Consider the following 24,642-nt stretch of genomic DNA (forward strand, 5'->3'; position numbering starts at 1 on the left):
GGATAAAGCTGTTGTTCAGGGCGCTTCGGCCTCAGTTCGCTCTGCGCCTTGCTCAGCGTCCTCGTCACCCATCAAGTGCTCGACCTGCTCGGCGTCCAGATGCTCGTGCGGATGAATGGGCTGAAGGTGCGGGGCTGGAGGCAGTTGGCTGGGCGCGGGCCCCTGCTCGGCAGGCTGCTCTTCGTCGGCGGGGCGGGGAACGGCGGCCAGCGTATTGAGATCAATACTCAAATCTTTCTCGTTGGGCATACCTCATCATGCACCCCGCCGGTCAGGGCTAATGTCAGACGCAGGTTAGGCCAAGTTTGGGCGAAACTTGAACGCCTTCACACGTAACCGAGCACGTGGTCTATTCACAGGAAATTCACCTGAGCATCCTGCTGGGCATGAGACTTTCGATCAATTCAATCTGTCCTTCGTGAACCTCGGCACCACCGCCCTCACCGCGCCCTAAAGCCCCAACTCGGCCCGTTGAGCTTTGGTCAGTCCCCTCACCACCAAGCCGTAACTGGCCCGCAGCAGCTCGCCACTGAGGTCATCCGGCAGGCCACCGAGGGGCAGCGTGATCCAGTGGCGCTTGTTGAAGTGATAGCCCGCCGTAATGGCCGAGTGCGCCGCCCGCAACTCGTCGCCGCGCTCAGGCCTCACTTTCAGCGAGAGGGTCGGCGGCTCGGTGTTCAGGCCGCACAGGGCGTAGATTTTGCCGCCCACTTTCAGCACTAAAGTATCGAGGCCAAACGGAAAGGTTTCCTGCGACTGCGGCAGCGCGGCGCAGGCTTTACGGAGAGCGGTGACAGAATTCACGGCTTGATTGTGCCCGCATTTGGCTTGCAGTTGCGTGGGTCTGGCCCCGCTACACTCGGCGCATGACGGACTTCTTGGTATTGGGCGCGGGCATCGCCGGGCTGGCAGCAGCGCGTGATCTGGCCGCTGCTGGAATGCGGGTACAGGTGCTCGACAAATCACGGGGCGTATCGGGCCGAGCCGCCACCAAACGCTTTAAAGATTCACACGGTGAGGGGCTGCGCTTGGATCACGGTGCACGCTTTATGACCGCCCGGCACGCCCGCACACACGCGCTGGTCAGCGAGGGTCTGGAAGCAGGCTGGCTCAGCGAGTGGACACGCAGCGTTCCCGAATGGCAGGAGGGCCGCTTAATCGCCGCTCCAGACGGCCACCCGCGCTATGTGGGCGCGGCGGGCATGAGCGACATCGGCAAAGCACTGGCCGAGGGACTGGACGTCAAAACGGGCGTTCAGATTACCCAAATTGAGCGGCGTGACGGACAGTGGCAACTCCACAGCGCCGACGGGCAAATGTTTGAAGCACAGACCTTGCTACTCAACGCGCCCGCCCCGCAACTCGCCGCGCTGCTGGAAGAGCAAGCTCAGACTGGGACGCTGAGCGCCGTCACCTTTCAACCGTGTTGGGCGGTCGGAGTGGCGCTAGCGGCCGACCTTGAGGTCAACTGGCCTGCCCTGCGCGTCAGCAACCATCCGGCGCTGGAATGGGTGGCCCGCGAACACACCAAACGGCTCAGTTTGTCCGGGCCCAACCCGCCCTCGCTGATGCTGCACGCCCGCGCCGATTGGAGCGTGGAGCACCTCGAAGACTCGCCGCAGCAAGTCACGGCCCTGCTTCTCGAAGCGGCCCGGGAGATCGCGGGCGACTTTGAGGTGCTGGGCAGCTTTGCCCACCGCTGGCGCTACGCCACGCCAGATCAGCGCTTCGCGGAAGCGTGCGGCTGGCTGCCGGATCAGCGTCTCGGCTGGTGCGGCGATTGGTGCCAGAGCGACGAACACGGCCCGCGCCTGGAGGCGGCGCTGCTCAGCGGCTGGGCACTGGCCGAGCGGGTTTAAGCCAGTTGGCTTGCTGCGGCGCTTGTTAAGCCGCTCCGCTTGAATATTCGAGCCCACAAAAAAAAGGGAGACTGGCCCAAACAGCTCGGCCGTCTCCCTCTCCACATGTATTCTCAGACGTCTTGGTAGGTCTTCTCGATCGGCATGCCCACCGCGTTGCCCCACTCGGTCCACGAGCCGTCGTAGTTGCGAACCTTGGGGTAGCCGAGCAACTCGCGCAGCACAAACCACGAGTGGCTGCTGCGCTCAGCGATGCGGCAATAGGCGATCACGTCTTTGTCGGGCGTGACGCCTTCACCGCCGTAGAGGGCGCTCAGCTCGTCGGCGCTCTTGAAGGTGCCGTCTTCGTTGGTGGCTTTGGCCCAGGGAATACTGCGGGCACCGGGGATGTGGCCGCCGCGCAGCACGCCTTCTTGCGGATAAGCGGGCATGTGGGTGACTTTGCCGGAAAACTCGTCGGGGCTGCGGACATCCACGAGTGCGCCTTGTCCCGCCTGCACTTTTTCAATGTGCGCTCTGACTTCTTCACGGTAGGCTCGCAAAGACTCGTCGCGCTTGAGTGCCGGATAAGGGCTGGGCACGACTTCGGTGGGCGTGGTGACGAGTTCGCGGTTCTCGGCCACCCACTTCTGACGGCCCCCGTTCATCAGCTTGAGATTCTTGACGCCGTTGTAGCTCAGAAACCAGTAAGCATACGAAGCCCACCAATTGCTTTTGTCGCCGTAGAGAATCAGGGTGTCGCCGTCTTTGAGACCCAGACGGCCCAGAAGCGCGGAAAGCTGCTCGGCAGAGATAAACTCGCGCATCACCGGTTCCCAGAAGTCGCCTTGCCAATCCACCTTGACCGCTCCCTCGATGTGGCCGGTTTCAAACAGCAAGATGTCTTCGTTGACTTCGATCAATCGCACGCCCGCGTCTTTGTGGTGTTCGGCCACCCAATCGGTGCTGACCAGTACATCTTTTACATATTCCATTTGCGTTCTCCTTGTGCTCTTTAGTGTCGGCTTTCTTCGCGCCTTGATAGTGGGATTCTGGCTTAATTGACAAAACCTGTCAACTGGTCGGGCGTTACCATGCGGGCAAGAGCGGGGACAGTAAACTGAAACCATGAATGAGCCGACCCCCGCCTTGCCCGAAAAGTTGCAGGAGATCGTGACCCTGTTTCGCAGCGCTCCCAAGCCGCTCAGGCTACAAGCTTTGCTGGAATACAGCAAAAAGCTGCCCGCCCTGCCGGAGAAGTACGCCCAGCATCCCGAATTTATGCAGCCGGTACCGGAATGCGCCTCACCCTTTTTTCTGGTCACCGAAAATGACGGTGAAGGCGTGCAGATGTATTTCAAGGTGCCTGCCGAGGCTCCCACCGTGCGCGGCTACGCGGGCATTTTGTCGGAAGGACTGGCCGGAGCGACCCGCGAGCAGATTTTGAATATTCCCGATCAATTTTATATGGACATGGGCCTGAGCGAACTGATTACCCCGATGCGCCTGCGCGGTATGGGCGCAATTTTGATGCGCCTCAAAAACGAAGTACGCAGTGACAAGGGCCAGCCACAGGAAGAAGCCGTACCCGCCAACTGAGACAGTGTAGTTAATCTGACATTCATTCATGGAGAGGGCGGCGGCCTAAAGCATCAAAGGTGAGCTTGATGGGACTACGCTAAGAAGCGGAGGAACTTCCCATGAGCCGATTGCCCCGCGCTGCTTTTTGGCTTCCTGTTCTCACGCTCTCTGCCCTCGCTGTGGGCCTGAGTACCGCCCACAGCCAAAGCACCAATGCCCCACCGGCGGGCGATCCGCTGGCCATCAAGGCTGGCCCGCCCAATGCCCAACGCGGCGAGACGCTGACCAAAAGCTGTCAGGGCTGTCACGGCCCGATGGGTCACAGTACAGAGTCGGACAAACCCTCGCTGGGTGGGCAGATTCCCAGCTATACGACGCTGCAACTGGCCGCCTTCCGGGCCAAGCTGCGCCCCAGCCAGATCATGCAGGCCATCGCCGCCAACCTGAGTGATCAGGACATCGTGGATTTGGCAGCTTACTACGCCCAGCAAACGCCGCGTGGAGCCTGGGACGCCAACGCCGCGCTGAAGGCCAAGGGCGAGCAGATTTACGACAACGGCATCGTCGGGCGCAATGTCACGGCCTGCGTGGTCTGTCACGGCGCGAATGGGCGAGGCTCTAATTACCTGCACGTCGCCAGCATCACCCACCAGTCTCCCAAATACACCCTGGAAGTGCTGAATGAATTCAAGAGCGTGCCAGATTACAAGCTGGCCTACCCCAACGCCATGCACATCGTCACCGCCCAGATGACCGACGACGAACTGAGCGCCGTGACGGCTTACCTCAGCAGCATGGGCGCAGGCAAGTAAGGGATTTTAGAAAGGAGACAGGGGAGGAGGCCATCCGGCGGCCCTTCTCCCAGCCCCCCACGTTTTGTGCCTTCATGCGCCCTTGCCCCTTGGGGCGGGTGTAGCATGGCCGCATTGTGAGCGCCCCCAGTTCTGCCCGCCCCACACTCAAAACGTACTTGTCGCTGGTCAAGTTCGAGCACACCGTCTTCGCGCTGCCGTTCGCCTACGCCGGAATGCTGCTGGCGGCTCAGGAACTGCGCGGAAACGGCTGGCCGGGCCTCAGCACCCTGATCTGGGTCACGCTAGCGATGGCCGGAGCCAGAACCGCCGCGATGGGCGCAAACCGGGTGATCGACCGGGCCATCGACGCTGGGAACCCGCGCACAGCGGGCCGCGAGGTGCCCAGCGGCAAAGTGTCTCCGGCACAGGCGTGGGGGCTGGTGATCATCAGCTTGGTGGTGATGACGTTCTCGGCGGCCCAGCTCAATCCGCTGTGCTTGGCGCTGCTCCCACTCGCCGCCGCCTTTCTGATCGGCTATCCGTACATCAAGAGGTTTTCGTGGCTGTGCCATGTCTGGCTGGGCGTCACCGACGGCGCGGCGGCGGCGGGCGGCTGGATCGCCGTGACCGGCCACTTTGGCGCGGGCGCGTGGATCTTGTGGGCCATCGTCATCTTCTGGATGGTGGGCCTGGACGTGATCTACGCGACGATGGATTACGACTTTGACCGCGCCAACAATGTCAAGAGCATCCCCGCCCGCTTCGGAATTCCAGCGGCCCTCAAGATCGCCGCAGTCAGCCACGCGCTGACGTTCGCGTTGCTGATCGCTCTGGGCGTGGTGCTGGGCACCAGCTTTTGGTACTTTCTGGCGGCGGGCGCAATGGGCGCGATTTTGCTGTATGAACACCGCTTGGTCAATCCCAACGACCTGACCAAAGCCAACGTCGCCTTTTTTGACGCCAACATGTGGCTGGCCCTGACCATGCTGGCGGGTGTGGTGATTGACGTGGCGTGGCGGACACTGCGCTGAAAATGGGGTTGGGGTGGGCTGAGTTGACCGCCGCCGCTTCACTGGTGCCTTCAGCGGCGTCCGAGGCGTTTGCCGCCGGCGAAGACCAGCAGGCCCTCACGCTGCTGCGCCGCGCCCGTGACGGGCAGCCGGCGCAGTCGGCGCAGTGGGCCTACCTAGAGCGCCTGACCGGTCTGGTGCTGATTCACCTTCAGCGCGAAGTGGAAGGCACCTTCGCCCTAGATCGGGCCGATCCGCTGCTGGAAGCTTTCGGCTGGCCCACACCAACGCTGGACGCGCTGGCCGGAGACTAAATTCGGCGCTCCCCAGACGCTAGACTCCTAACATGTTGGAAACGTCCGTCGAGGACTTCGTCTCACGCTTTGAAGCCGACGCCGCCGAGGGTCAGCTTTACCCGCAGCCCGAAGGCAGCCCGCTGATGGAATTCGTGTCGGGGGGCCGCACACTGTACCTGTTTGACCGGACTGGGCCGTACACCGCCAAACCCGGCGCGGCCCGCGTGATCGTTCACGGCACCTTCGCCCGCTTTGCCAAGCTGCCCAGCGTCCCCGAACCCTTAACCAAGCTGGCGGCGGTGGGCATTTCCGGTATGGAAGGCGTCGGCCAAATCACGCGGCTGGCCTCGCGCTTTACGGTGGTGGTGCAGGCCCGCTTGCCGCTGGTGCTGTCGAGTTTCACGCCGCTGCCGGAGCTGGAAGCCGGCGAGTGGCTGAGCTTTGAGACGCAGCCGCCGCTGCACGGCTTTTTGGCGCATTAGAGATACTCCCCCTTTACCCTTCTTCTCCGCGCTCCAGCGGCTCCAGCAGCTTGAAGGCCAGCCGCTGCAAGTCGGCGCGGTCTTGGTCGTCCAGCACCTCGAAGATGGCCGTTTCGTTGGCGAGGTGAATCGGCAGCAGTTCGTCGGCCAGCGCCCGCCCCGCTGGAGTCAGACGCACGAACGCGCTGCGGCGGTCTAAAGGATTGGTGCGGCGCTCGGCCAGGCCCCGCGCCCTGAGGTTGTCGATCCGGTTGGTGATGCTGGCCCCGGTCAGGGCGGTGAGCTGGGCGAGTTCGGCGGGCGTCAGGCCCTCATCGGGGGCGCTGCGGCGCAGGGTCATCAGCAGGTCCCAGGTGGCGGCGTTGAGGCCCGAATGCCGGTGGGTGCGCTCGACTTGCTTGGCGAGCGCGGCCTGAAGGCGGCTCACCAGCAAGTACGTCAGCATCGGGGCGGCGTCTAGGCCGGGGCGTACCCGCTGCCAATCGGTTTGAATGCGGCTGAGCAGCTTGGGCGTAGAAGACATGCTGCTGGTTATATCAAGCGCCCTTGCCCCCGGTACGTTTCCCGGTCAGTCTGCTGTGAAAGAGCGGTTGAGCAACGCCTTTGGGCCCTCACAGCGGCTGAACCTGTCAGGATGCTGGAGTGAGCCTCACCCTGCCGACCGCCTCTCAACCCACCGTATCCAAAGCCCAGGCGCTCAGCGCCCGCTGGGCCACCAGCGCCGTTTTCTTTGCCAACGGAATGGTGATGGCCACTTGGGTGGTGCGGGTGCCGAGCGTGCAAGGAGCGCTGCAACTTTCGCCCGCCACCGTCGGGATCGCCCTGCTGGGCATGTCGGTGGGCAGCTTGTTGGCCATGCCGCAAACGGGCCACCTTGCCGCCCGCTACGGTACCCGCCGCGTCACCGTCACGGCGGGCGTGTTGATGATGCTTGCCCTGATCTTGCCTTTCCTCGCACCGAATCTGTGGCTGCTGTTCGCGGCCCTAAGTCTGCTCGGCGCGGGCAACGGCGTGATGGACGTGGCCATGAACGCACAGGGTGTGGCCGTCGAGCGCTGGCTGGCAAAGCCGGTGATGTCCAGCTTCCACGCCGCCTACAGCTTGGGCAACCTCGCCGGTGCGGGACTGGGCAGCCTGCTGCTCGGCTGGCATCTGGGCAGTGTCAGCCACGCCCTGCTGATTACCCTGAGCATGAGCGCGGTGGTGCTGCTGGCCGGAGCAAAGCTGCTCCCCAAACGCGCCGATGAACCAGACCGTGAACCGGAGCCGGACGCGCCGCCTGAGTACGCTCCTTCCCAAGCTGCACCGGCCAACTCTTCCAGCGTGAATCCCTCCAACCCCAACACCCTGATCTGGATGCTGGGCCTGCTGTGCTTCTTGGGGATGATGGGCGAGGGGTCGCTGGGCGATTGGAGCGGGCTGTATTCCAAGCAGGTGCTAAGCCTCTCGGGCGCGGCGCTGGGCGCGGCTTACACCGCCTTCACGCTGGCCATGACGGTGGGGCGCGTTTTCGGGGACGGCTGGCGCAGCCGTTACGGCGATCAGCGGGTGGTGATGACGGGAGCGCTGCTGAGCGGCGCGGGCCTGTGCGCGGGCCTGCTGACACTCAACCCCTCCCTGATGGTGCTGGGCAGCTTGGTATTTGGTCTGGGGGTCGCCAACGTGGTGCCAGTCCTCTACGGCACGGTGGGCAAGGTGCTGGCCGGGCACGGCATCGCGCGGGTCGCCACCATCGGCTATGCGGGATTCTTGACTGGCCCGCCGCTGATCGGCTTCGTTTCGCAGCTCAGCAGCCTACGCTGGGGCATGACCCTGATTGCCCTGAGCCTGCTCTTGGTCGGCTTGCTGACCCCAAGGGTGTACCGGCGGCTGTCGGAGCGCTGAAACAAGCTGGGCCGCTGCACTACTCTGCTGAAGATGTGGCATCAAACCGAACTGACATTGCGCCCGTATCCACGCGGCTTCCATTTGGTGACCCGCGAGGTGGTGAGCGCCGTGCCGGAAATGGCGGGCCTCAAAGTGGGCTTGCTGCACGTGTTTATCCAGCACACCAGCGCTTCGCTGACGTTGAATGAAAACGCCTCGCCGGATGTGCGGCGCGACTTCGAGCGCTATTTCAATCAAAGCGTGCCGGACGGCTGGGCCGACTTCGAGCACCGTTTGGAAGGCGACGACGACATGGCCGCCCATATCAAGGCCAGCTTGCTGGGGCCGAGCCTGAGCCTGCCGGTACGGGCTGGGCGGCTGGCGCTGGGCACCTGGCAAGGCATCTATCTGTGTGAACACCGCGACCGAGGCGGGCCGCGCAGGCTCCTGCTGACGCTGACGGGGGAGAAGTAGAACTGCTGCTCTTGGAAGCCACCTTGGCCAGCGCTCAAAGAGCTGCACTACAGTAAAGCCATGACTGCCCTGCCCGCTTTCCCCGATTTATCGGCCCTCAAGCTCTCGGCGCTTGATTTTTCCGCCGCCCACTACACCCACATTCAACTGCGCTTTTCCGATACCGATCAAATGGGACACATCAACAACGCGGCCTACGCGGTGTATTTGGAAAGCTCGCGGCTGGCGCTGACCGCCTCGGTGAACCTGACCAGTCTCAAAGTGGTGCTGGCCCGCTTAGAACTCGATTACCGCCGGGAAGTCAAGCTCGGCCAGCAAGTCGAGATTCAAACCGTCGTCACCCGCTTTGGGAGCAGCAGTTGGGCCTATGCCTCGCGCCTCCTCGCGGACGGCGAAGTGGCCCTAGAGGCCCGCAGCGTGCAGGTGCAGGTGGAGTCCGACATGCGCCCAGTGCCGCTCAGCCCAGCCACCAAAGCGGCGCTGGCCACTTACTTTGCGGCTGAGTTGTCTCTCACCGTGTCGTCTCCCACAGTATCGGTGAGTGGTCGGCCATGACCGGCGGCGACCTCAGCGCCAATGGCGATCAAGTGATGTATCAGGGCGACGTGTGGGTGCGCCTCGACACCTTACCGCGCCTGATTGCCGAGAGCGTGCGCCGCACCCTGAGCGCCCACGGCATCGTCAGCGTGGTTCGCACGCCGTTTCAGTGGGTGATGGCTTCGCCGGTTATCGAAATTGAAACCGGCGGCTATATGGGCGACGTGGGCTTGTACGTGCCGCAGGTGCAAAAGCAGGAAGCCGACGCCCTCCTCGACCGCCTCAGCGCCGAAGCCGATCAAGACGGAACGGACTGGCCAGCCTGATCAATCCAAACTCATCAACAAGCAATGAAAAAACCCCGCACTTGACGGGGTCTTTCTTCTTTCTCTTTGGTGGAGCCAAGCGGGATCGAACCGCTGACCTTCTGAATGCCATTCAGACGCGCTCCCAGCTGCGCCATGGCCCCACACATTTTTGTCCTGCTCCTGCCTGTTTTCAGGCTTAAGTAGGTTAGCAGCGTCTCGGCGCTCTGTCAACACCGACCCTTCACAGACGAACGCTGACGGCTCTGCACAGACTCACCAGACGCAAATGCTAAACTCTGCTTTAGAATCGTGCCTCACCTCAACCTTGTTCCCCTCACTGCTGAAGAGTTGCAGCATCTGCTCGGCAAAGCGGCGGCCCAGCGCCTGCTCCCCGACATCAGCAGCGCCCGGCTGGCGGGCCGACCTTTTCCCGGCCCTGAGGTCAGCGGCGACTTGAGCTTTGAAGTGCGGGAGGAGCGCGATTGGGGAGCCTCGCCGGAGCAGTCGCGGGCCATCAAAGCGCTCGGCGGCGAACTGCTGGGGCTGGGCGCTTTGCCGCTGGGGGTCTTTTACGCCCCGGAGTTGCCCGAAGCCCGCCACCAACGCGCTTACCTGCTCGACGACGCCGCCCTCTCGCTGCGCTGGAGTGAGACGCCCAGCGGCCCAGCCCTGCCGCCGTTCGTGCAGGCCGTGACGCTGAGCCGCGACAAAGCCAGCGGCATCGCCGCGTCGCTGAGCAGCACCTCGGGCCTGCCTTTTTCGCCGGGGAGTAGCGAGGAACTCGACGTGCGCCTGTTGCCCGGTGCGCCGCTGAGCGAATTTTTGGCGGCCCACCGCAACCTCGCCGTCCGGCATGGGCGAGGGCAAAAGCTGAGCGGCGAGCAAGATTGGATGCGGGCTTTTCAAACGGTGCGCCAGCTCAACTTCCAAGCTTGGACGCGGCGCGGGTTGTTGATTCGGGAGTAAGGCTTACGCTGTCCGTTCGGGCGGGGTCGGTACGGTCAGCAACTCAAGCCAGTAGCGGCGGCGGGTCAGCGGCGGGGACACCTCGCCCGCACCGAGCAGTGTGCTGATGCCTTCTTCACCGAGGCGCTCCACTTTGGTCAGGTAAGCCCGCACCGATTCGGGTTTGTCAAAGCGGCGGGGGTGGGTATCGCCCTCCACGTACAGATCGAGCCACTGCAACTCGGATTCGCTCATAGTTCGCGCAAATCTTCCCAGAGCTGCCAGCCCACACCTTCGGGGGTAGCGTCTAGGAGCGGCCCGAGGCTTTGCGAAGCGCTGAGGGCGTCGGCGTTGAGGCTCTCGGCGCTGGGGCGGGCGTCGTACATTTGCAGCACGGTGAACTGGTAAAACGCCTGCGAAGCGGTGGGTTCGCCGTTTTCAAAAAAGGCGAAGGGAGCCGTGACCTTGTCCCACAGCACGTGCGCTTCACCGAGTTCATGCGGCATGTAGTTTTCGAGATCAAAGTCTTCAAACGTCTCGTTGTCTTCGTCTCCGGGATGCCACAGATAGCCTTGCAAAAGCCGCACCGCCGTCCGTCCAGAGTGCGCGGCGGCGTCGGCAGGGGCGTTAGAGTTGCTCACCTCCACAGTTTACAGTTTTGGCGGCGGAGGTGGGGGCAACGGGTAACTTGCCTCAACCCAACCAAAACTTTATTTGAGGTTTTTGCTTGCTTTGAGCGAGGCGGTGTTGTTGGTCGGCACCAAGACGATGGCGTTGGGCACCGGGCGGCTCCAGACGGTGTTGAGGTAGCCGCCGGTGCCCAGATACCCGCCCGACACGAAGACGGTGGCGCTCGAACCGCTGTCTAAGCGCAGCGCGTCGGTGACGCCCACGTTGTGCAGGGCGCGGGCAAAGGTTTCGGGCGTCCCAAATTCCAAAAAAGCCAGAGTGGGCTGGCCCTTGTAGATGGCAAAGGCCACCTGTCGGGTGGGCCGCCACACCCCGGTCAACACGTTGAAGGCTTCGCGCTCTGGGTTGAGCACGATTTCGCCGCCTTGCAGCAGCATCGGGCCAGCGCTCAGGCCGTCGCGGACGCCCTGCCATTCTTGAGATTGGTAATTGAGAGTGGCCTGAATAGAGCTGCCCTCTGCCGTCGGCAACTGCGGAAAGCGGGCCGGATCAAAGCTGAGACTGATGCGCCCCGCTGCTGGCACCGCGCCGCCCAGTTCGGCTTTGCTGACACCGCTCGCCGCCGCGTTGAGGGTCAGAGTCAGGAGGCCCGCGCCGCCCACCGCCGTTTTGCCGTCGCCGACGAAGGCGGTCAGCAGCTTGGGCGCGGGGCGGGCCGTCACAGTGTTGACCATCAGCGAGCCGAACGCGCCGGTGAGCATGTAGCGTGGGCGCGGAAAGCCGAACAGCGTTGTGCCGCCCTCGCTAAAGCCCACCGTGCCGCGCCGCTCCAAGCTGGCCGCCAGCAGCTTGCCGCCCGCCGCCACGAAGTCCACCGGCAAGCTGCTGGGCGGATCGAAGTAGCCCCCGTTGACGCCCGCCACACCGCCGACCCGCCGCACCAGCTCCGAAACGTTCAGGGCCACGCCGACCGGAGCGGCCACCACACGCGGCGTAAACTGGGCCGGATCAAAGCTCAGCAGTGACAAGCCGCCGAACGCCTTTAGGCTCACGCCGATTGGCAAAGCGTCCGGGTTGATCGGCGGCGGCACATCGGCGCTCAGGCTGGTCGCCGTGTCGATCACGATCCGGTCAGGGTCGTTGAGGGTGCTGACTTGGCTTTGGCCGCCGCCCGCGTCCAGCCGCACTGTCACGCCGTTGCTGTCGGGGGCGAGGGTCAGGGTATCGCCGCTGTCTAGGGTCTGCACGTTGGAGTCGGCACTCACCTGCGGCAAAAAGAGGGTCACGCCGCCGCGCTCGTTCTTGGCGCTGTACGTGGCTGGCCCGCTCAGATCAATCACCAGGCGCTGAAGCTGAATATTGCGGACGGTGCTGAGGCTGGAGCGCGTTCCCACGATCTTCGGGCCACTGAGCAGTGGGGGAGGGGTGGGGGCCGGGAGGGGTGTCGGCGCGGACATGGTCGGCGCAACTGGAGGAGGAGCCACTGGGGTCGGCGTTATTGAGGTTGGAACAGGCGCGAGCAGTCCAGCAGGCGGCGCAATCGGTGTGGGCTCGATACTGGCGCTTCGGAGGGAAGGCTTTTGAGCGACCTCGGCCCGCAGTTCCAGCACCTCGGTGACCGCTTTGTTGACGGCGGCTTTCACGGCAGCCGGACTCGCAGATGTTGGACCCACGGCTGTTGAACTCGTGATAGCTGAACTCGTAGCCAGGGGGCTTGCAGAACCTGAATGGCCCACAGCAGGACTCGCCTTCACCGGACTGGGCAGCTTGACCACAGGTTTGACTTTCTCTGGCGCGGCCTTGGGTGGGCTGACTGGCGGTGGGCTGGTTGGCGCGGAAACCGCTTTGAGCGCGGTGGGATTGATACTGATTTTTGCCCCACTGGGTTTTGCCACATCAGGTTTTGATGTGCTGGGTTTCGGCACACTTGGCTTTGGACTGAGCGGCACCTTGGCGGCCTGCACCACTTTGGGCGTTACCAGAGTCGGAGCCAAGTTGAAGCCGAATTGCGGCACTGGCAACGGCACTTCTCTGGCGGCCTGCACCACCCGCACATCCAGCTGCTCGGCATTGCCCGCCAGCGGCACGCCCAGCGCCCGCAGCACGTCTAGGCCCACGTGGAGGCTGCCGCCTGAGCCGTAGCGCTCCGGGGCGGGCAACGGCGCAGTCAGGGCAAAGCCGGACGCTGCCCAGCCTCCCTGCGGCGTGTAGCGCAAACTGCGCGGGCCGTAGCTGAGCCACACATCCTGCGGCTTGTTGCGGGTTTGCAGGCCCAACTGCGGCAAAAACCAAATCGGCAGGCCTTCTTTCGAGCCTGCGAGCAGCTTGGTTTCGATCACCGGACTGGTCGGCACGCCGCTGATGACCACCGGACGGGCGGCGGCCAGCGTCAGCGGGGCCATAAAGACCAGCGCAGCGAGGCGCACACTGAGCAAAGACAGGCCGGGGCGGCGGGCGGCAGTGGGCAAGCGGTTCACGCTGGGCAGTGTAGCGGCTGGCCCAAGGAAGGTGATGAACGGCGCTGGCCGCAGATGAGGGCCGCCGAACTCGGCACTCCGCTTAAGGCAAGGAGTTCTGTGCGCCGCTTGTAAGAACGCCCCACTTATACTGCGCCTTGATGATTGAGCCTTCCCTCGCACTCTACGGTGAACCCTTTGATCAGGTCGAGACGCAAATCGAAGACCTGCTCGTGGCGACAGGCGTGCGCTACTGCCTTCTGGTCGACCGCAAGGGTTTCGTGCTGTCTCACAAAGAAGCGCTGTGGGCACCTAGGCCCCCCGCCCTCGACTCGGTGGCGACTTTGGTGGCCTCCAACGCCGCCGCGACTGCCGCGCTGGCCAACATGCTCGGTGAGCGCACCTTCAGCGAGCAAATTCACCAAGGTGAACAAGGCGCGATTTATGTAGAGTCGGTGGGCGACGTGGCCCTCCTGACCCTCATCTTCGACAGCAGCGTGCCGCTCGGGCGCGTCAAGTTGCACGCCAAAAAAGCCATCTTGGCCCTCAACGAGGTGATGAAAAACCTCAAAGAAGCGCCGCCCATCAAATTCGACGCCGACTTCGGCAGCAGCGCCACCGCCCTCCTCGATGACCTACTGGGCTAAAGATAAGCTAAAGTGAGGCTCAACGCTTAGTTTTAGACAAAGAGAGTGCCCACAAACTGACGTTTTGCTGCTCGGCCACCGTTTCGCCCGCCTCGTGTGCGGCCAGACCCAAAGGGGAATGACGTGAGTACCATTAACTTCGCCGCCCGCGAAATCAACTGCAAGATCGTGTATTACGGCCCCGGCATGTCCGGAAAAACCACCAATCTCAAACAGGTCTTTTCCAAAGTGCCGAGTCATCTGCGCGGCGAAATGGTGAGTCTGGCCACCGAAGATGAGCGCACCCTCTTCTTCGACTTCCTGCCGCTCGATTTGGGCAGCGTGCAGGGCTTCAAGACCCGCTTTCACCTCTACACCGTGCCGGGACAGGTCTTTTACAATGCCAGCCGCAAGCTGATTTTGCGCGGCGTAGACGGCATCGTCTTTGTGGCCGACAGCGCCCCCAACCGCCTCAGGGCCAACGCCGAAAGTATGCGCAACTTGCGCGAGAATTTGCTCGAACACGGCATCGACGTCAAAGAAGTGCCGATGATTCTTCAGATCAACAAGCGCGATTTAGAAGGCGCACTCTCGACCGAGATGATCCGCGCCGTGATTGACCCCAAGCATGAGTTGCAGTGGCACGAAGCGGTGGCCGATCAAGGACGCGGCGTCTTTGAAACGCTCAAGACCGTCTCGCGGCTGGTGCTGGAGCGGCTGGCTAAGGGGCAGTGAACGAAAACCAACCTCCACACCTCACCCTGTCCATTTTGGGCGGCGCTGATCCCACCGAGTTTGCGGTGGCGCAGTGGCCGCCCGACTTTATTTTGCCAAGTGGGCTGCTCAGCGGCTCTTTTTTCAGTTTGACCCGCAGTGAGGATGAACTCTCATTGGTGTGCGAGGCCAGCCTCGTGCCGGAAGGCGTTCAGCACCAAGCAGGCTGGGCGGCGCTCAAGCTGCACGGCCCGTTTGATTTTGCCCTCACCGGCATTCTGACGGCGGTGCTCAATCCTCTGCGGGACGCCGGGATAGGCATTTTCGCCGTCTCCACGTTCGACACCGATTACGTGCTGGTCAAGCGTGAGCGGCTGAGTGAGGCGCTGACGGCGCTCAAAGAAGCAGGACACCGTCTAAACGGCTAAAAAACCGCTTTGCTCAGCGAGCAAGCTGCGGCTGTGGCAGTCGCCCACTACATTTCATCTGGCCTTTATAAATCCGCCACCACATTAAGGTCTGACCGGGCCTTTCATCCTGCAGCTTCTAAGGTTCGCTCACCAAGGAGGACTGCTATGAAGGCAACGGGGACAAGCAAAACGCCGCTGATCGCTGTCTTGGGGCTGGCTCTGCTCACTCAGGTGACGCTCGGGGCTGGTTCCTTGGCCGCAGGCACCACCAAACCGGCAGGCAAACCGGCGGCCCCTCCAGCATCGACTTCGCCCGCCGTACAGGGTACCCAGCAACTCGCAGGCGGCTCAGCGGTGGTCGGCAAGACCTATACGCTGTTTCTGGGGACAACCGACGCCATCAATTACACCATTCGCAAAGCTGAATACAGCGTCGGCCACTTCTACAAAGGAGACGAAGACGACATCCGTCCGGAAGGCGAAAAAGCGCTGATTTTGCACCTGACCATTCAAAATCCGCAGAAAGTTGAACTGGGTATTTCGGGCAACAGCATCCGGTTTACTGGCGTGGACAGCAAGAACCAGTCGGTGGCGGGCGACGGCGCATGGTTCGCTGAGGCCACGCACAGCGAAGTCCACCTTCAGCTCAAGCCGGGCCAGAAGATCGACGTGTATACCCGAATCGTGCTGGCCGGAGACGTGAGTTTGCCCAGACTGATCGTGGACGACGCCAACAGCAAGGTCTGGCGTTACGATCTGAAAGGCCAGGTCGCGCCGCTGGCCGCCCCCTTTGCCAATCCCAGCGTGAAAGACGGCAGCGCCGCGCTCGACGAGGTTCCCGGCAAAGCGGGCGTATTTTATCCGGCGGTGCTGGATGTCCGGGTCGATAAAGTGGATGTTCCCGCCAGCCAGCCGGACGGCATGGACGTGGGCAGCAATCAGAAGGTGGTAGTGGTCTATCTGACCTTCCACAATGCCAATCTGGTGCCGCAGTCGATGGTGCCGGGCGCGGCGTACTCGTTTAGGGCCTCACTGCTCGATCAAGACGGCATCAGCGTGGACTATCAGCATCTGTATCTGGGATCGCGTGACAAGGAGCTGGGCGGCGACCTGCCCGCAGGCAAGGACGCGGGCGTGCGGGTGCTGTTCGCCGTCGACAAGGATGTAGTACCGACCACCGTGAAGCTGCGTCTGGGCGGCGGCCTGCGCTTTTACGCGGTGGCTCTGCCTCCAATCGCCAAGTAACTCCCCGCTGCACTGTATTCATCTGCCCCTTGCCCTTCAAGGAGACCGCCCATGTCCGGAAGGAACTTCAAGCGGGTCAGTCTGGCCGCGCTGACGCTGCTGACCGCTTGGCTGCCCGCCCAAGCACAACAGGCCGGAGCCATGCCGCCGCCCGAGATCGTGCAACTCATTGAAAAACTCAGCAAAGGTCAAGAACTCACCCCCGCCGAGGAGAAAAAGCTTGACGATTGGAGCGCGGCCCAGAGCAAAAGCGCCGTATCAGGCGAATCAGGCGGAGCGAGTGGGTCAGGCAGTTCAGGCGCAGCCTCGCTCAGCGCCGCGACTGGCTCAGCCGAGGGTCAGGGCGTCAACCCCTGCCCCACCGCGCCGAGCCATGCTCCGGTGGCTGACACGCCCTCCGCTTCTGCCTACGCCGCCCTGGTGAAGTCGGTGCAGGCGGGCCTCAGCGCCAAACTCGACCCCGCCCAGCTCACGGCGCTCAATCAGAATCTGGCTACACAGGCTCAGCCGCAAGACGCCTCCAACGTGGGCCTGTTTTTGTTGGCACAGAACATGGGCCGCGCTGGAGCCTACGCCATCAGCAAAAGCGCTCTGAATTCGCCCAGCGACGCCACCTACGCCAACAATTTGGGAGTGGCCCTGCGCGGGCTGCGCGACTTTCCCAGTGCCGAACAGGCGCTGCTCTACGCCGCTTTTCTCAACACCGGCACCGCCGCCCAGAAAAGTGATGTACAGGTCAATCTCGGCTGGCTGGCGCTCGATCAGCAGCGGGTAGACGCGGCGCAGAATTATTTCAACGTGGGGCTGAGACAAAATCCCAAAGCGGCGCAGGCGATGGCGGGCTTGGGGCTGATCGCGCTGTGTCAGGGGCATCCCAAACAAGCCTTGCCGCTGTTTCAGGGATCACTCCAAAATGGTTTCACCGACTTTGCCGAAGCGGGACTGAACACCGCTGAGGGCGTGCTGGGCCGGAGTGCCAAAGGCCAGCAGATTCTGGCCAAGACGCCGCCGCTGTTTCCCGATGTCAAAGGCGTGGAGGCCGGAGACGAGGCGTACTGGAAGCTGCCGCCCTTTGACCCCAGCGCCATCAGCGACGTGTTGCCGGAGAGCAAGCAGCCCTTGCTGACCTACACGGCTGACCTGCTCGATCTGCTGAAACAGGCGCAGGCACGGGCGACTCAAGCAGCGCTGAAAGATACCCACACCCTCGACCGCGCCCCCACCAAGGCCCGCTTCGTGCTGGGCGACCTCGCCACCATCACCAACGCCCGCCTTGACGGCCCCCAGACCGCGCTCAATCAGGCGCAGGCCGACGCTTCGGCTGACCTCAACCGGATCGTGGACGCGGCCCAGTCGTTCACCTGCGCCGCCGTCACCACCCGCCGCGAACAGGCACTGGCTGTGCATACCCGCTTTTTTCCGGTCTACGCGGCGGCCATTCACCAGATGGACGCGGTGCTGGGCGACATGTGGGCGCTGGGCAGTCCCTGGATCGCCGGCATGAAAGACGGCAGCGATCAAGCGGCGGCCAACCTTCAGCGCGTCACCGTAGTGGACAGCGCCCTGGTGGAAGCGGCGCAGGAGCTGAGCTTGTATCAGGTCTGGCTGACGGCAGCCCTGCAGCCTGACTTCGTGCGCGACAGTGACGGGCGTTCGTGCCCACTCAAGTCTGCTGAGGTGCTGCACCCCGTCAAACTGGGCAAGCTCAAGACCTTTCCCGACAAGGCCTGCAATCTGCCATCCGAATCCATGCCGATGATCTTGGCGAGCTATCAGGCCGACTGCACCGGCATTCATCTGGCGTTTGGCGAGGGAGCGCGGCTAAAATTGGACTACACCTTCGGCAAGGACTGGGCCAGCGACAGCCTGACCATCAGTGGCGGGCTGGGCTTTGCCGAGAGCGAGAATTTTGCGGGCAGCGGAAAGAGCACGCTGGGCGTCGGCGTCAACGACGAGGTGGTGTCGTTCGTGACCCTGACCGGCATCGGCCAACTGGTGCCCGCCTTTGATGACGCGGGCAGCGCCGCCGGAGCGCAAAACCTCGCCAGCACGGCGGAAGCGGGGGCGCAGGCCTTTGCCGACAACCCGGCCAAGTACATTGCCGATTACGGCACGGCGGGGACGGCCAAGGCGGGCGTCAGCGGCGGCGAGGTCGCCAAAATCGAATTGACCGTCAGCGAAAAACTCAGCGCCGTAACCGGCTTCAGCAGCGCGGTGACCAATTCCAGCGGCCTAGGGCCGAACACCAATTTCAAGGATGTGGAGTAGAGGATTGACCAGAAGCGCAGGGGGCGTGCTGAGCGCAGACGGGGCATTTAGAAATAAGGCCCTTTTGCTCCACTCAGGGTGACGACTTCTCTAGAGAGGTTGAGCCTGAACAAAATTGAGCCGCGCTCCGACCATCTCAAAGCCTGCCCGCTTCACGTTGCGCTCGCTGACGCTGTTGGGGGCGACATCGACAGCCGCCAGCGTCGCGCCCTGCTCACGGGCGCTTTGCAGGCGGGCAGCGAGCAAAACGGACTGAATACCTTGCCCCCGAAACTCAGGCAACGTTCCGGCGCTGAACAGCAGAGCCACGCCGCCCTGTGCATCCGGCATCACCGTCACGGCCCCGAAGCCCGCCCACTGCCCACCTCGCCGGACACCTAGCCGCAGCACGTCCGGCACACCAGCCGCCAGCCGCATCATTTCCCGGCTCTGCGCTCCAAAAGCCTGCGGAGTGATTTCGGCCCATTCGTCGGGCGTCATTTCCTCGACATCAAAGACTGGAGCAGATGAGGCGCTGGAGAGCGTGCAGGCGTAGGTGTGAAGCAAGTAATCCAGGTGGTAGTTTCTGGCCGCCAGCGCCGTGAAGAGTGCCGGATGCGCGTGCGAGTGTACCAGCAGAGCGGCTGCCTGCGAGTGGAGTGCGTAAAAATCCTCTATCTGCGCCAGAACTTCCGCCGCGTTTTCCTGGTCTGTCTCTCCCAGAGCGACGTTGATCGGCAAGTCAGGGCCAGCGTAGACGGCACTGAGTGGGCCAAAGGTCGTCCACTCGCCTGGATAACCCCGCCAGCTCTCCGCCAGGGCCGCCTCCACCCGCTGCAATGGCGTCGTCTGCACTGTGGTCATTTGCTTAGCTTACCGCCCAGCCGCTACGCTCAGGGCATGAATGTTGTCATCAGCGTGGATATGGAAGGCGTGTGCGGAGTCAGCTCATGGGTGCAGGTCAGCCCGCCGGAATTTGGGGGCCTGGTGAGTGGCAGCGAGTATGAACGCGCCCGCATCCAGATGAGCCGCGAGGCCAACGCCGCCGCGCTGGGAGCCTTTGAAGGCGGCGCGTCGGGCGTGCTGATCGCCGACTCGCACGACACCATGAGAAACCTCTTGCCCGAATACTTGGACGAGCGGGTGCGCTACGTGTCGGGCAACGACAGAGCGCTGAGCATGGTGCAGGGCGTTCAGGAAAAAGGCGTGGGCGCACTAATGATGGTCGGCTACCACGCCCGCGCCGGAACGCAGGGAGCGCCGCTGGCCCACACCTGGAACGGCTCGGTGCGCGACGTCAGAATCAACGGCGTACAGGCTGGAGAGCCGTATCTCAATGCGCTCTTGGCCGGACATTACGGCGTGCCGACGGTGTTTATCAGCGGCGACGATGTGGCGGTCAAGCAGGTGCAGGAAAGCGTCGGAACCGAGGTGGTGGGCGTGGCGGTCAAAGAGGGCCTGAGCATGTTCAGCGCCGTGCATCTGCACCCCGCTGAGGCGTGCCGGCAGATTCGGGCGGGCGCGAAAAAAGCCGCCGAGGGCATGCACAGCGCCCAGCCGTTCACCGTTTTGTTTCCCGCCAGCGTGCAGCTGTCATTCGACCACCAAGCGCGGGCCGACCAAGCTGGGCGCGTGCCGGGCGTGACCCGCATCGATGCCGTGACGGTGGGGTACAGCAGCCCCGACGCCTTCCACTTGTTCCAGATGTTCCGAATGCTCTGTAAGGTGGCCGAAGTGCAGCTGAACGGCTGAGCCGTAGCCTTCATGAACGCTTAAAGGGCGCTTAAGCATCATTTCTTCTAGAGTCAGGCCATGAACTTCAAAACCAAGAATCAGGCAATGGGCGCAGGCATCGCGTTCGGCGTGGCCCTGGGCGTCGCCCTGATGGGCCTGACCCGCTTCGGCACAGGTGGTCTGGCGATTGGCCTTGGGCTGGGGGTGGCTCTAGGCTCGTTTCTGGGAAGAGGACTGCCCAACAAATGACGGTTCAATTGAGTCTTGCACAATAACAAGTAGTTCTGATTAAGTCCAAGCATTTGACAGACAGCTGAGAGGGGTTTCTAATGCACTCAACATTCAAATTGTTTTTTGGGAGGCTTTATGAAATTGACCCGCACCAGCGCCGCCAGCTTACTGATGTGCAGCCTTATCTTGTCGAGTTGTGCTCCTGTTATGAATACTGTGGCTCAGCCCACCCGCGAGCAAGATACGCGGGTGTTCACGGCGGCAGTGCCCAGCACGCCCTCTATTGCAGGGGCCACGCTCTACAAAGGCCTCTACGCAGGTGAGCACGGACAGGCCAGTTACCTCATCGAAGTGCCGGAAAAGTGGAACGGCAAATTGGTGATGTACGCCCACGGCTACGCGGGCACGGGCGCGGCCCTGAGCGTCGCCCCGCCTCCGATCCGCGAGTATCTGGTCTCGCAGGGCTACGCTTGGGCGGCTTCCAGCTACTCGTCTAACTATTACGACGTGCGGTCGGGCATCGAGGACACCAACGCGCTGGCCCAGCAGTTCGGAGCGCTGACGCAGAGCAAGTACCCCGCGCCGAGTGCGACCTACATCATGGGCGTTTCGATGGGCGGGAATATTGCTGCCGCCGCCGTGGAAACCGAAACGCTGGCGACGGCCAAGCACAAGGTCAACTACGCCGCCTCCATGCCGCTGTGCGGCGTGCTCGACCCACCGTATGAATTTCAGTGGCTGGGCGACTACACCCTCAATGCCCAAGAACTCGGCGGCTACGGTTCCAGCACTTACCCGGCCAGCAGTTTCCAAACCTTGCTGCCCGACATCAAAGCGGGGCTGTTCAGCGACAGCAGCGGCGACCTTTGGACGCCCAACACCGTGCAGGGCACCCGGCTACGCGACATTGCACAGAACCTGACCGGCGGGCCGCGTCCGGTGTTTGAACTCGGCTTCAGGGTAGGAGCGCTGCAAAACGCGGTGCTGAGTACCGGCGGCTCGGACGGCACCCTCACCGGCATTTTGACCAAGAACTTTTACGGCAACCAAAATGCTGTTTACCGCTGGACGCAGGGCCAGACCCCCACCGCCGCCGAGGTCGCCTACAACCAAGCCGTTTTGCGAACCACCGCCGATCCGAGCGCCAACTTGCCCCGCGCCGACGGACTGCGCTGGCTCCCGGCCATTAACGCCCAATTCAAGGTGCCGGTGCTGACCATGCACACGCTCGGCGACTTTTATGTGCCGTTTGCCCACGAGCAGCATTACCTTCAAATGGCCCAGAAAAACGGCACTTCGGGACTGCTGGTGCAGCGGGCCATTCGGGCGGCGGGGCACTGCGAATTTGTGGGAGCGGAATTCGTAGAAGCCTTCAACGACTGGATGAAGTGGGCCAGCGGCGGCCCCAAACCTACCGGAGACGATGTACTGACGCCCAGTGTGGTGGCCGACGCCAAATACGGCTGCCAGTTTACCCGCGCCACCAGAACAGGCGTGGACGCCTGTCAGCCTTAAAACTACTCAGTTGTCCATTTTCATGGCCATGACGCTGCTGCCCGCGTCCACGTAAACCACTTGGCCGGTAATGCCGCTGGCGAGGTCGCTGAGCAGGAACAACCCCAGCTTGCCGACTTCCTGCGAGGTGGCGTTGCGGCCCAGCGGCGCGGCTTTGGCGGCCTGGTCGTACATGGTGCTAAAGCCGGGGATGCTGCGGGCGGCAATCGTCCGCATCGGGCCAGCACTGATGGTGTTGACGCGCACACCCTTCGCACCCATTTCGGCGGCGAGGTAGCGGGTGGCCGCCTCCAAAGCGGCTTTGGCCACGCCCATCACGTTGTATTTGGGCACGACTTTTTGCGAGGCGTGGTAGGTCAAGCTGATCACGCTGCTGCCCTCAGTGAGCAGCGGCTCAGCGTGGCGGCACATGCTGACCAAGCTGTAGGCGCTGACCGACAGGGTGGTGTTCCAATCGGCAGCGGTGGTGTCGAGGAAGCGGCCTTCCATCGCTTCACGCGGAGCAAAGCCGATGGCGTGAACCACCGCGTCGAGTTGGCCGAACTCGGCTTTGATGGCGGCAAACAACGCCGTCAAATCGTCTTCGCTGGTGGCGTCGGCCTGCCGGAGCAGCACGCCCGAATAGTCTTTGGTCAGTTTTTCCAGTTCGGGGCGCAGACGTTCACCCTGATAGCTAAAGGCCACCCGTGCGCCTGCCGCGAGGAGTTGCTCAGCGATGGCCCAGCCGAGGCTGCGGGCATTGGCGACGCCCATGACTAGGGCCTTTTTGCCGCTTAAATCAAGTGAGATCATGCCTCAGAGTTTAGCGGGCCGTGAGGTGGGAAAGTTGGAGCGGGTCTAAAAGGAGCTGAGTTTGACAAGGAAGCTGGGCGAATAGAACTACTGGTAAGCATTCTGCCAGAGCACGACCGCTAAGCTGCAAGTATGAGTGCCCGCCCCCGTTTCTTCCGGCCCCTTTGCTTCTCAAGGGAACCGTGACCGCGCTGCAAACCACTCCCGCCTTAGCGGAGCAGCACGCGGGCTTAATGCCGCTGGCCAATGCCACCCTCGCCCAGCTTGACCAGGTCATCTTGGGCAAGGCCGAGCAAGTCCGACTCTCGCTGGCCTGCTTGCTGGCGGGCGGACACCTGCTGCTCGAAGACGTACCGGGAGTCGGCAAAACCACGCTGGCGCAGGCGATAGCAGCCAGCCTCGGCCTGCATTTTTCGCGGATGCAGTTTACCAGCGATTTGCTGCCCGCCGATTTGCTGGGCGTCAGCATTTACGAACCGGCCCAGCGCGAATTCCGTTTTCACGAAGGCCCGATTTTTACCCAACTGCTGCTGGCCGACGAAATCAACCGAGCCACCCCCAAGACCCAGTCGGCCCTCTTAGAGGCGATGGAGGAGGGGCAGGTCAGCGAAGGCGGCACCTCCCGCGCCCTGCCGAGTCCCTTTTTCGTGATCGCCACCCAAAACCCCGCTTCGCAGCTCGGCACCTTCGCACTGCCCGAATCGCAGCTTGACCGCTTTTTGATGACCGTTTCGCTGGGCTATCCCGACCCCCGCGCCGAGCGTGAGCTGCTGCTGGCGGGCGGACGCCGAGACGCGGCCCGCCAGCTGAGCGCCGTGCTGACCCCCAAAGCGCTGCTGGCCGCTCAGCAGGCCGCAGCCGCCGTGCACGTCTCGGGAGCGCTGGCCGATTACGTGCTGGCCCTCGTGACCGCCTCACGCCTGCACCCCGACGTGCAGACCGGCCTGAGTCCCCGCGCCGCACTGGGCCTGCTCTCGGCGGCGCGGGCGTGGGCCTGGCTGGCAGGCCGCCAACACGCGCTGCCCGAAGACGTGCGGGCAGTGTTCGGCAGCGTGGCCGCGCACCGCTTGCTGGGCCGCTCCAGCGGGGCCGCCAGTCCGGCGGTGGCCGCCCAGCTTCTGGCGACGGTGGCGATTCCTTAAGGAGCCTTGATAAACGTGTGGCGGGAAGGGTGAGAAGCGGCTCAGATACGGGCGGGAGCAGTGGCCATACTGGTTTTGATTTTCGCCCCAAGTCCCTGCAAGGAGCCACCCAATGACGCCCAACCCCGATTTGTCCGTCCCCAAGTCAGCCACTCCCCAATCGCCTACTCACCAGTTGCCCGCCCCCGACCCTGAAACGCTGGCCTTTTTTCAGGCTGTCTTTGAACTGGTGCGGGCCGGAGACGCCGAGCAACTCGCCTCACTGCTGGAAAAGGGCCTCCCCGCCAACATCAGGAACCAGAAGGGCGACAGCTTGCTGATGCTGGCCAGCTATCACGGCCACCTGGAAGCGGCCCGGTACCTGCTGTTGGCGGGCGCTGACCCCGAACTGGCCAACGACCAAGGGCAAACCCCGCTGGTCGGCGCGGCCTACAAAGGCGATCTGGCGATGGCCAAGCTGCTGCTCACGCACGGAGCCAACACCGAAACGTCCGGGCCCGCTGGAAAAACCGCGCTGATGATGGCCGCCATGTTTAACCGCTTGGAGATGCTGGAATTGCTGCTGTCCAGAGGAGCCGACCTAAAGACCCGAGACGTGGGCGGCCTCTCGGTGGTGGACGCGGCCAAACTGATGGGCGCACACGAAGCGGCCGCTCAGCTTGAAGCGCTGCTGACTCAAGCGAAGACCACACCGCAAACCTGATCTCTCAGCCCTCTAGAGCATTTGTCCGTTCCATTGTTGTGGAAAAGCACCCCACCAATTCCACTC

The 24,642-nt window shown here is 63.0% G+C and carries 30 protein-coding genes and 1 tRNA gene; 21 read left to right on the plus strand and 10 right to left on the minus strand.

Annotated elements, in window-relative coordinates; translation table 11 throughout:
* Positions 1-15: 15 nt before the first annotated feature.
* Positions 16-249, minus strand: a complete 234-nt coding sequence (locus EHF33_RS09685) for a hypothetical protein (protein WP_124870612.1) — start codon at positions 247-249, stop codon at positions 16-18.
* A 201-nt stretch (positions 250-450) separates the two neighbouring features.
* Positions 451-804, minus strand: coding sequence for an MmcQ/YjbR family DNA-binding protein (locus EHF33_RS09690; RefSeq protein WP_124870615.1), 354 nt, complete (start codon positions 802-804; stop codon positions 451-453).
* 62 nt (positions 805-866) lie between these two features.
* Here EHF33_RS09690 and EHF33_RS09695 point away from each other — a divergent pair, with 62 nt between their 5' ends.
* A complete protein-coding gene (locus EHF33_RS09695; RefSeq protein ID WP_124870618.1) occupies positions 867-1,859 on the plus strand; it encodes an NAD(P)/FAD-dependent oxidoreductase in 993 nt (330 codons plus the stop codon).
* 113 nt (positions 1,860-1,972) lie between these two features.
* Here the strand turns inward: EHF33_RS09695 and EHF33_RS09700 are convergent, their stop codons facing one another.
* On the minus strand, positions 1,973-2,833 hold the full coding sequence (locus EHF33_RS09700; protein ID WP_124870621.1) for a sulfurtransferase: 861 nt from the start codon (positions 2,831-2,833) through the stop codon (positions 1,973-1,975).
* A gap of 133 nt (positions 2,834-2,966) precedes the next feature.
* On the opposite strand from EHF33_RS09700, the gene EHF33_RS09705 reads away from it, so the two are divergent.
* The 5 genes from EHF33_RS09705 to EHF33_RS09725 all read left to right on the plus strand — a co-directional run bounded on the left by EHF33_RS09705 (position 2,967) and on the right by EHF33_RS09725 (position 6,001).
* The gene (locus EHF33_RS09705) at positions 2,967-3,437 is read left to right on the plus strand and encodes a SufE family protein (RefSeq protein WP_124870624.1); all 471 of its coding nucleotides are present in this window, start codon (positions 2,967-2,969) and stop codon (positions 3,435-3,437) included.
* Between the two features lie 101 nt (positions 3,438-3,538).
* Positions 3,539-4,231, plus strand: coding sequence for a c-type cytochrome (locus EHF33_RS09710; protein ID WP_124870627.1), 693 nt, complete (start codon positions 3,539-3,541; stop codon positions 4,229-4,231).
* 116 nt (positions 4,232-4,347) lie between these two features.
* A complete protein-coding gene (gene mqnP, locus EHF33_RS09715; RefSeq protein WP_164473450.1) occupies positions 4,348-5,244 on the plus strand; it encodes a menaquinone biosynthesis prenyltransferase MqnP in 897 nt (298 codons plus the stop codon).
* 23 nt (positions 5,245-5,267) lie between these two features.
* Positions 5,268-5,537 carry a hypothetical protein gene (locus EHF33_RS09720; protein WP_241191128.1) on the plus strand — a complete coding sequence of 90 codons (270 nt, stop codon included), beginning with the start codon at positions 5,268-5,270 and terminating at the stop codon, positions 5,535-5,537.
* Positions 5,538-5,569: 32 nt separating this feature from the next.
* Complete coding sequence (locus EHF33_RS09725; protein WP_124870631.1) at positions 5,570-6,001, plus strand: hypothetical protein; 432 nt, start codon at positions 5,570-5,572, stop codon at positions 5,999-6,001.
* Positions 6,002-6,014: 13 nt separating this feature from the next.
* Here the strand turns inward: EHF33_RS09725 and EHF33_RS09730 are convergent, their stop codons facing one another.
* The gene (locus EHF33_RS09730; protein ID WP_124870633.1) at positions 6,015-6,524 is read right to left on the minus strand and encodes a MarR family winged helix-turn-helix transcriptional regulator; all 510 of its coding nucleotides are present in this window, start codon (positions 6,522-6,524) and stop codon (positions 6,015-6,017) included.
* Positions 6,525-6,643: 119 nt separating this feature from the next.
* Here EHF33_RS09730 and EHF33_RS09735 point away from each other — a divergent pair, with 119 nt between their 5' ends.
* From EHF33_RS09735 to EHF33_RS09750, 4 genes are read left to right on the plus strand one after another with little or no spacing between them, the layout of a single operon-like run.
* Entirely contained in the window at positions 6,644-7,885 is a 1,242-nt protein-coding gene (locus EHF33_RS09735; protein WP_124870637.1) for an MFS transporter, read from the plus strand.
* 33 nt (positions 7,886-7,918) lie between these two features.
* Positions 7,919-8,341 carry a secondary thiamine-phosphate synthase enzyme YjbQ gene (locus EHF33_RS09740; protein ID WP_124870640.1) on the plus strand — a complete coding sequence of 141 codons (423 nt, stop codon included), beginning with the start codon at positions 7,919-7,921 and terminating at the stop codon, positions 8,339-8,341.
* 60 nt (positions 8,342-8,401) lie between these two features.
* On the plus strand, positions 8,402-8,896 hold the full coding sequence (locus EHF33_RS09745; RefSeq protein WP_124870644.1) for an acyl-CoA thioesterase: 495 nt from the start codon (positions 8,402-8,404) through the stop codon (positions 8,894-8,896).
* Complete coding sequence (locus EHF33_RS09750) at positions 8,893-9,204, plus strand: hypothetical protein (protein ID WP_124870648.1); 312 nt, start codon at positions 8,893-8,895, stop codon at positions 9,202-9,204. Before EHF33_RS09745 ends, EHF33_RS09750 begins: the two co-directional genes overlap by 4 nt.
* A gap of 67 nt (positions 9,205-9,271) precedes the next feature.
* Here the strand turns inward: EHF33_RS09750 and EHF33_RS09755 are convergent.
* Positions 9,272-9,347 (minus strand) — tRNA-Ala (locus EHF33_RS09755).
* Positions 9,348-9,495: 148 nt separating this feature from the next.
* Between EHF33_RS09755 and EHF33_RS09760 the strand changes: the two genes are divergently transcribed.
* Positions 9,496-10,152, plus strand: coding sequence for a hypothetical protein (locus tag EHF33_RS09760; RefSeq protein WP_225429785.1), 657 nt, complete (start codon positions 9,496-9,498; stop codon positions 10,150-10,152).
* A gap of 3 nt (positions 10,153-10,155) precedes the next feature.
* Here EHF33_RS09760 and EHF33_RS09765 read toward each other — a convergent pair whose 3' ends face one another.
* The 3 genes from EHF33_RS09765 to EHF33_RS09775 form a co-directional block, all read right to left on the minus strand.
* The gene (locus EHF33_RS09765; RefSeq protein ID WP_124870655.1) at positions 10,156-10,386 is read right to left on the minus strand and encodes a hypothetical protein; all 231 of its coding nucleotides are present in this window, start codon (positions 10,384-10,386) and stop codon (positions 10,156-10,158) included.
* Positions 10,383-10,772: a DUF3208 domain-containing protein gene (locus EHF33_RS09770; protein WP_124870658.1), complete on the minus strand. Its 390-nt coding sequence runs from the start codon at positions 10,770-10,772 to the stop codon at positions 10,383-10,385. Before EHF33_RS09770 ends, EHF33_RS09765 begins: the two co-directional genes overlap by 4 nt.
* 69 nt (positions 10,773-10,841) lie before the next feature.
* Complete coding sequence (locus EHF33_RS09775) at positions 10,842-13,238, minus strand: phosphodiester glycosidase family protein (protein ID WP_124870661.1); 2,397 nt, start codon at positions 13,236-13,238, stop codon at positions 10,842-10,844.
* Between the two features lie 140 nt (positions 13,239-13,378).
* Here EHF33_RS09775 and mglB point away from each other — a divergent pair, with 140 nt between their 5' ends.
* From mglB to EHF33_RS09800, 5 genes are all read left to right on the plus strand, one after another.
* Positions 13,379-13,864: a GTPase-activating protein MglB gene (gene mglB / locus EHF33_RS09780; RefSeq protein ID WP_124870663.1), complete on the plus strand. Its 486-nt coding sequence runs from the start codon at positions 13,379-13,381 to the stop codon at positions 13,862-13,864.
* Between the two features lie 123 nt (positions 13,865-13,987).
* On the plus strand, positions 13,988-14,578 hold the full coding sequence (gene mglA / locus EHF33_RS09785; protein ID WP_124870666.1) for a GTPase MglA: 591 nt from the start codon (positions 13,988-13,990) through the stop codon (positions 14,576-14,578).
* Entirely contained in the window at positions 14,575-14,985 is a 411-nt protein-coding gene (locus EHF33_RS09790) for an ACT domain-containing protein (protein WP_164473451.1), read from the plus strand. Before mglA ends, EHF33_RS09790 begins: the two co-directional genes overlap by 4 nt.
* Before the next feature lie 147 nt (positions 14,986-15,132).
* Positions 15,133-16,212: a hypothetical protein gene (locus EHF33_RS09795; protein WP_124870668.1), complete on the plus strand. Its 1,080-nt coding sequence runs from the start codon at positions 15,133-15,135 to the stop codon at positions 16,210-16,212.
* 51 nt (positions 16,213-16,263) lie between these two features.
* Entirely contained in the window at positions 16,264-18,480 is a 2,217-nt protein-coding gene (locus tag EHF33_RS09800; RefSeq protein WP_124870671.1) for a tetratricopeptide repeat protein, read from the plus strand.
* A 90-nt stretch (positions 18,481-18,570) separates the two neighbouring features.
* Here the strand turns inward: EHF33_RS09800 and EHF33_RS09805 are convergent, their stop codons facing one another.
* Positions 18,571-19,323 (minus strand): GNAT family N-acetyltransferase, encoded by a 753-nt coding sequence (locus EHF33_RS09805; RefSeq protein ID WP_124870673.1) that lies wholly within the window; start codon positions 19,321-19,323, stop codon positions 18,571-18,573.
* 36 nt (positions 19,324-19,359) lie between these two features.
* Between EHF33_RS09805 and EHF33_RS09810 the strand changes: the two genes are divergently transcribed.
* The 3 genes from EHF33_RS09810 to EHF33_RS09815 all read left to right on the plus strand — a co-directional run bounded on the left by EHF33_RS09810 (position 19,360) and on the right by EHF33_RS09815 (position 21,939).
* Positions 19,360-20,211, plus strand: coding sequence for a M55 family metallopeptidase (locus tag EHF33_RS09810; RefSeq protein WP_124870676.1), 852 nt, complete (start codon positions 19,360-19,362; stop codon positions 20,209-20,211).
* A 60-nt stretch (positions 20,212-20,271) separates the two neighbouring features.
* Complete coding sequence (locus EHF33_RS21105; protein ID WP_164473359.1) at positions 20,272-20,442, plus strand: hypothetical protein; 171 nt, start codon at positions 20,272-20,274, stop codon at positions 20,440-20,442.
* A 117-nt stretch (positions 20,443-20,559) separates the two neighbouring features.
* Entirely contained in the window at positions 20,560-21,939 is a 1,380-nt protein-coding gene (locus EHF33_RS09815; RefSeq protein ID WP_124870679.1) for an alpha/beta hydrolase family protein, read from the plus strand.
* 6 nt (positions 21,940-21,945) lie between these two features.
* On the opposite strand, the gene EHF33_RS09820 is transcribed toward EHF33_RS09815, so the two are convergent.
* Positions 21,946-22,731 carry an enoyl-ACP reductase FabI gene (locus EHF33_RS09820; protein ID WP_124870682.1) on the minus strand — a complete coding sequence of 262 codons (786 nt, stop codon included), beginning with the start codon at positions 22,729-22,731 and terminating at the stop codon, positions 21,946-21,948.
* Positions 22,732-22,913: 182 nt separating this feature from the next.
* Between EHF33_RS09820 and EHF33_RS09825 the strand changes: the two genes are divergently transcribed.
* Complete coding sequence (locus EHF33_RS09825; protein ID WP_420889938.1) at positions 22,914-23,873, plus strand: AAA family ATPase; 960 nt, start codon at positions 22,914-22,916, stop codon at positions 23,871-23,873.
* A 112-nt stretch (positions 23,874-23,985) separates the two neighbouring features.
* Complete coding sequence (locus EHF33_RS09830) at positions 23,986-24,576, plus strand: ankyrin repeat domain-containing protein (protein WP_124870685.1); 591 nt, start codon at positions 23,986-23,988, stop codon at positions 24,574-24,576.
* Positions 24,577-24,642: the final 66 nt, after the last annotated feature.

It is taken from the genome of Deinococcus psychrotolerans (assembly GCF_003860465.1).
Lineage (GTDB): Bacteria > Deinococcota > Deinococci > Deinococcales > Deinococcaceae > Deinococcus > Deinococcus psychrotolerans.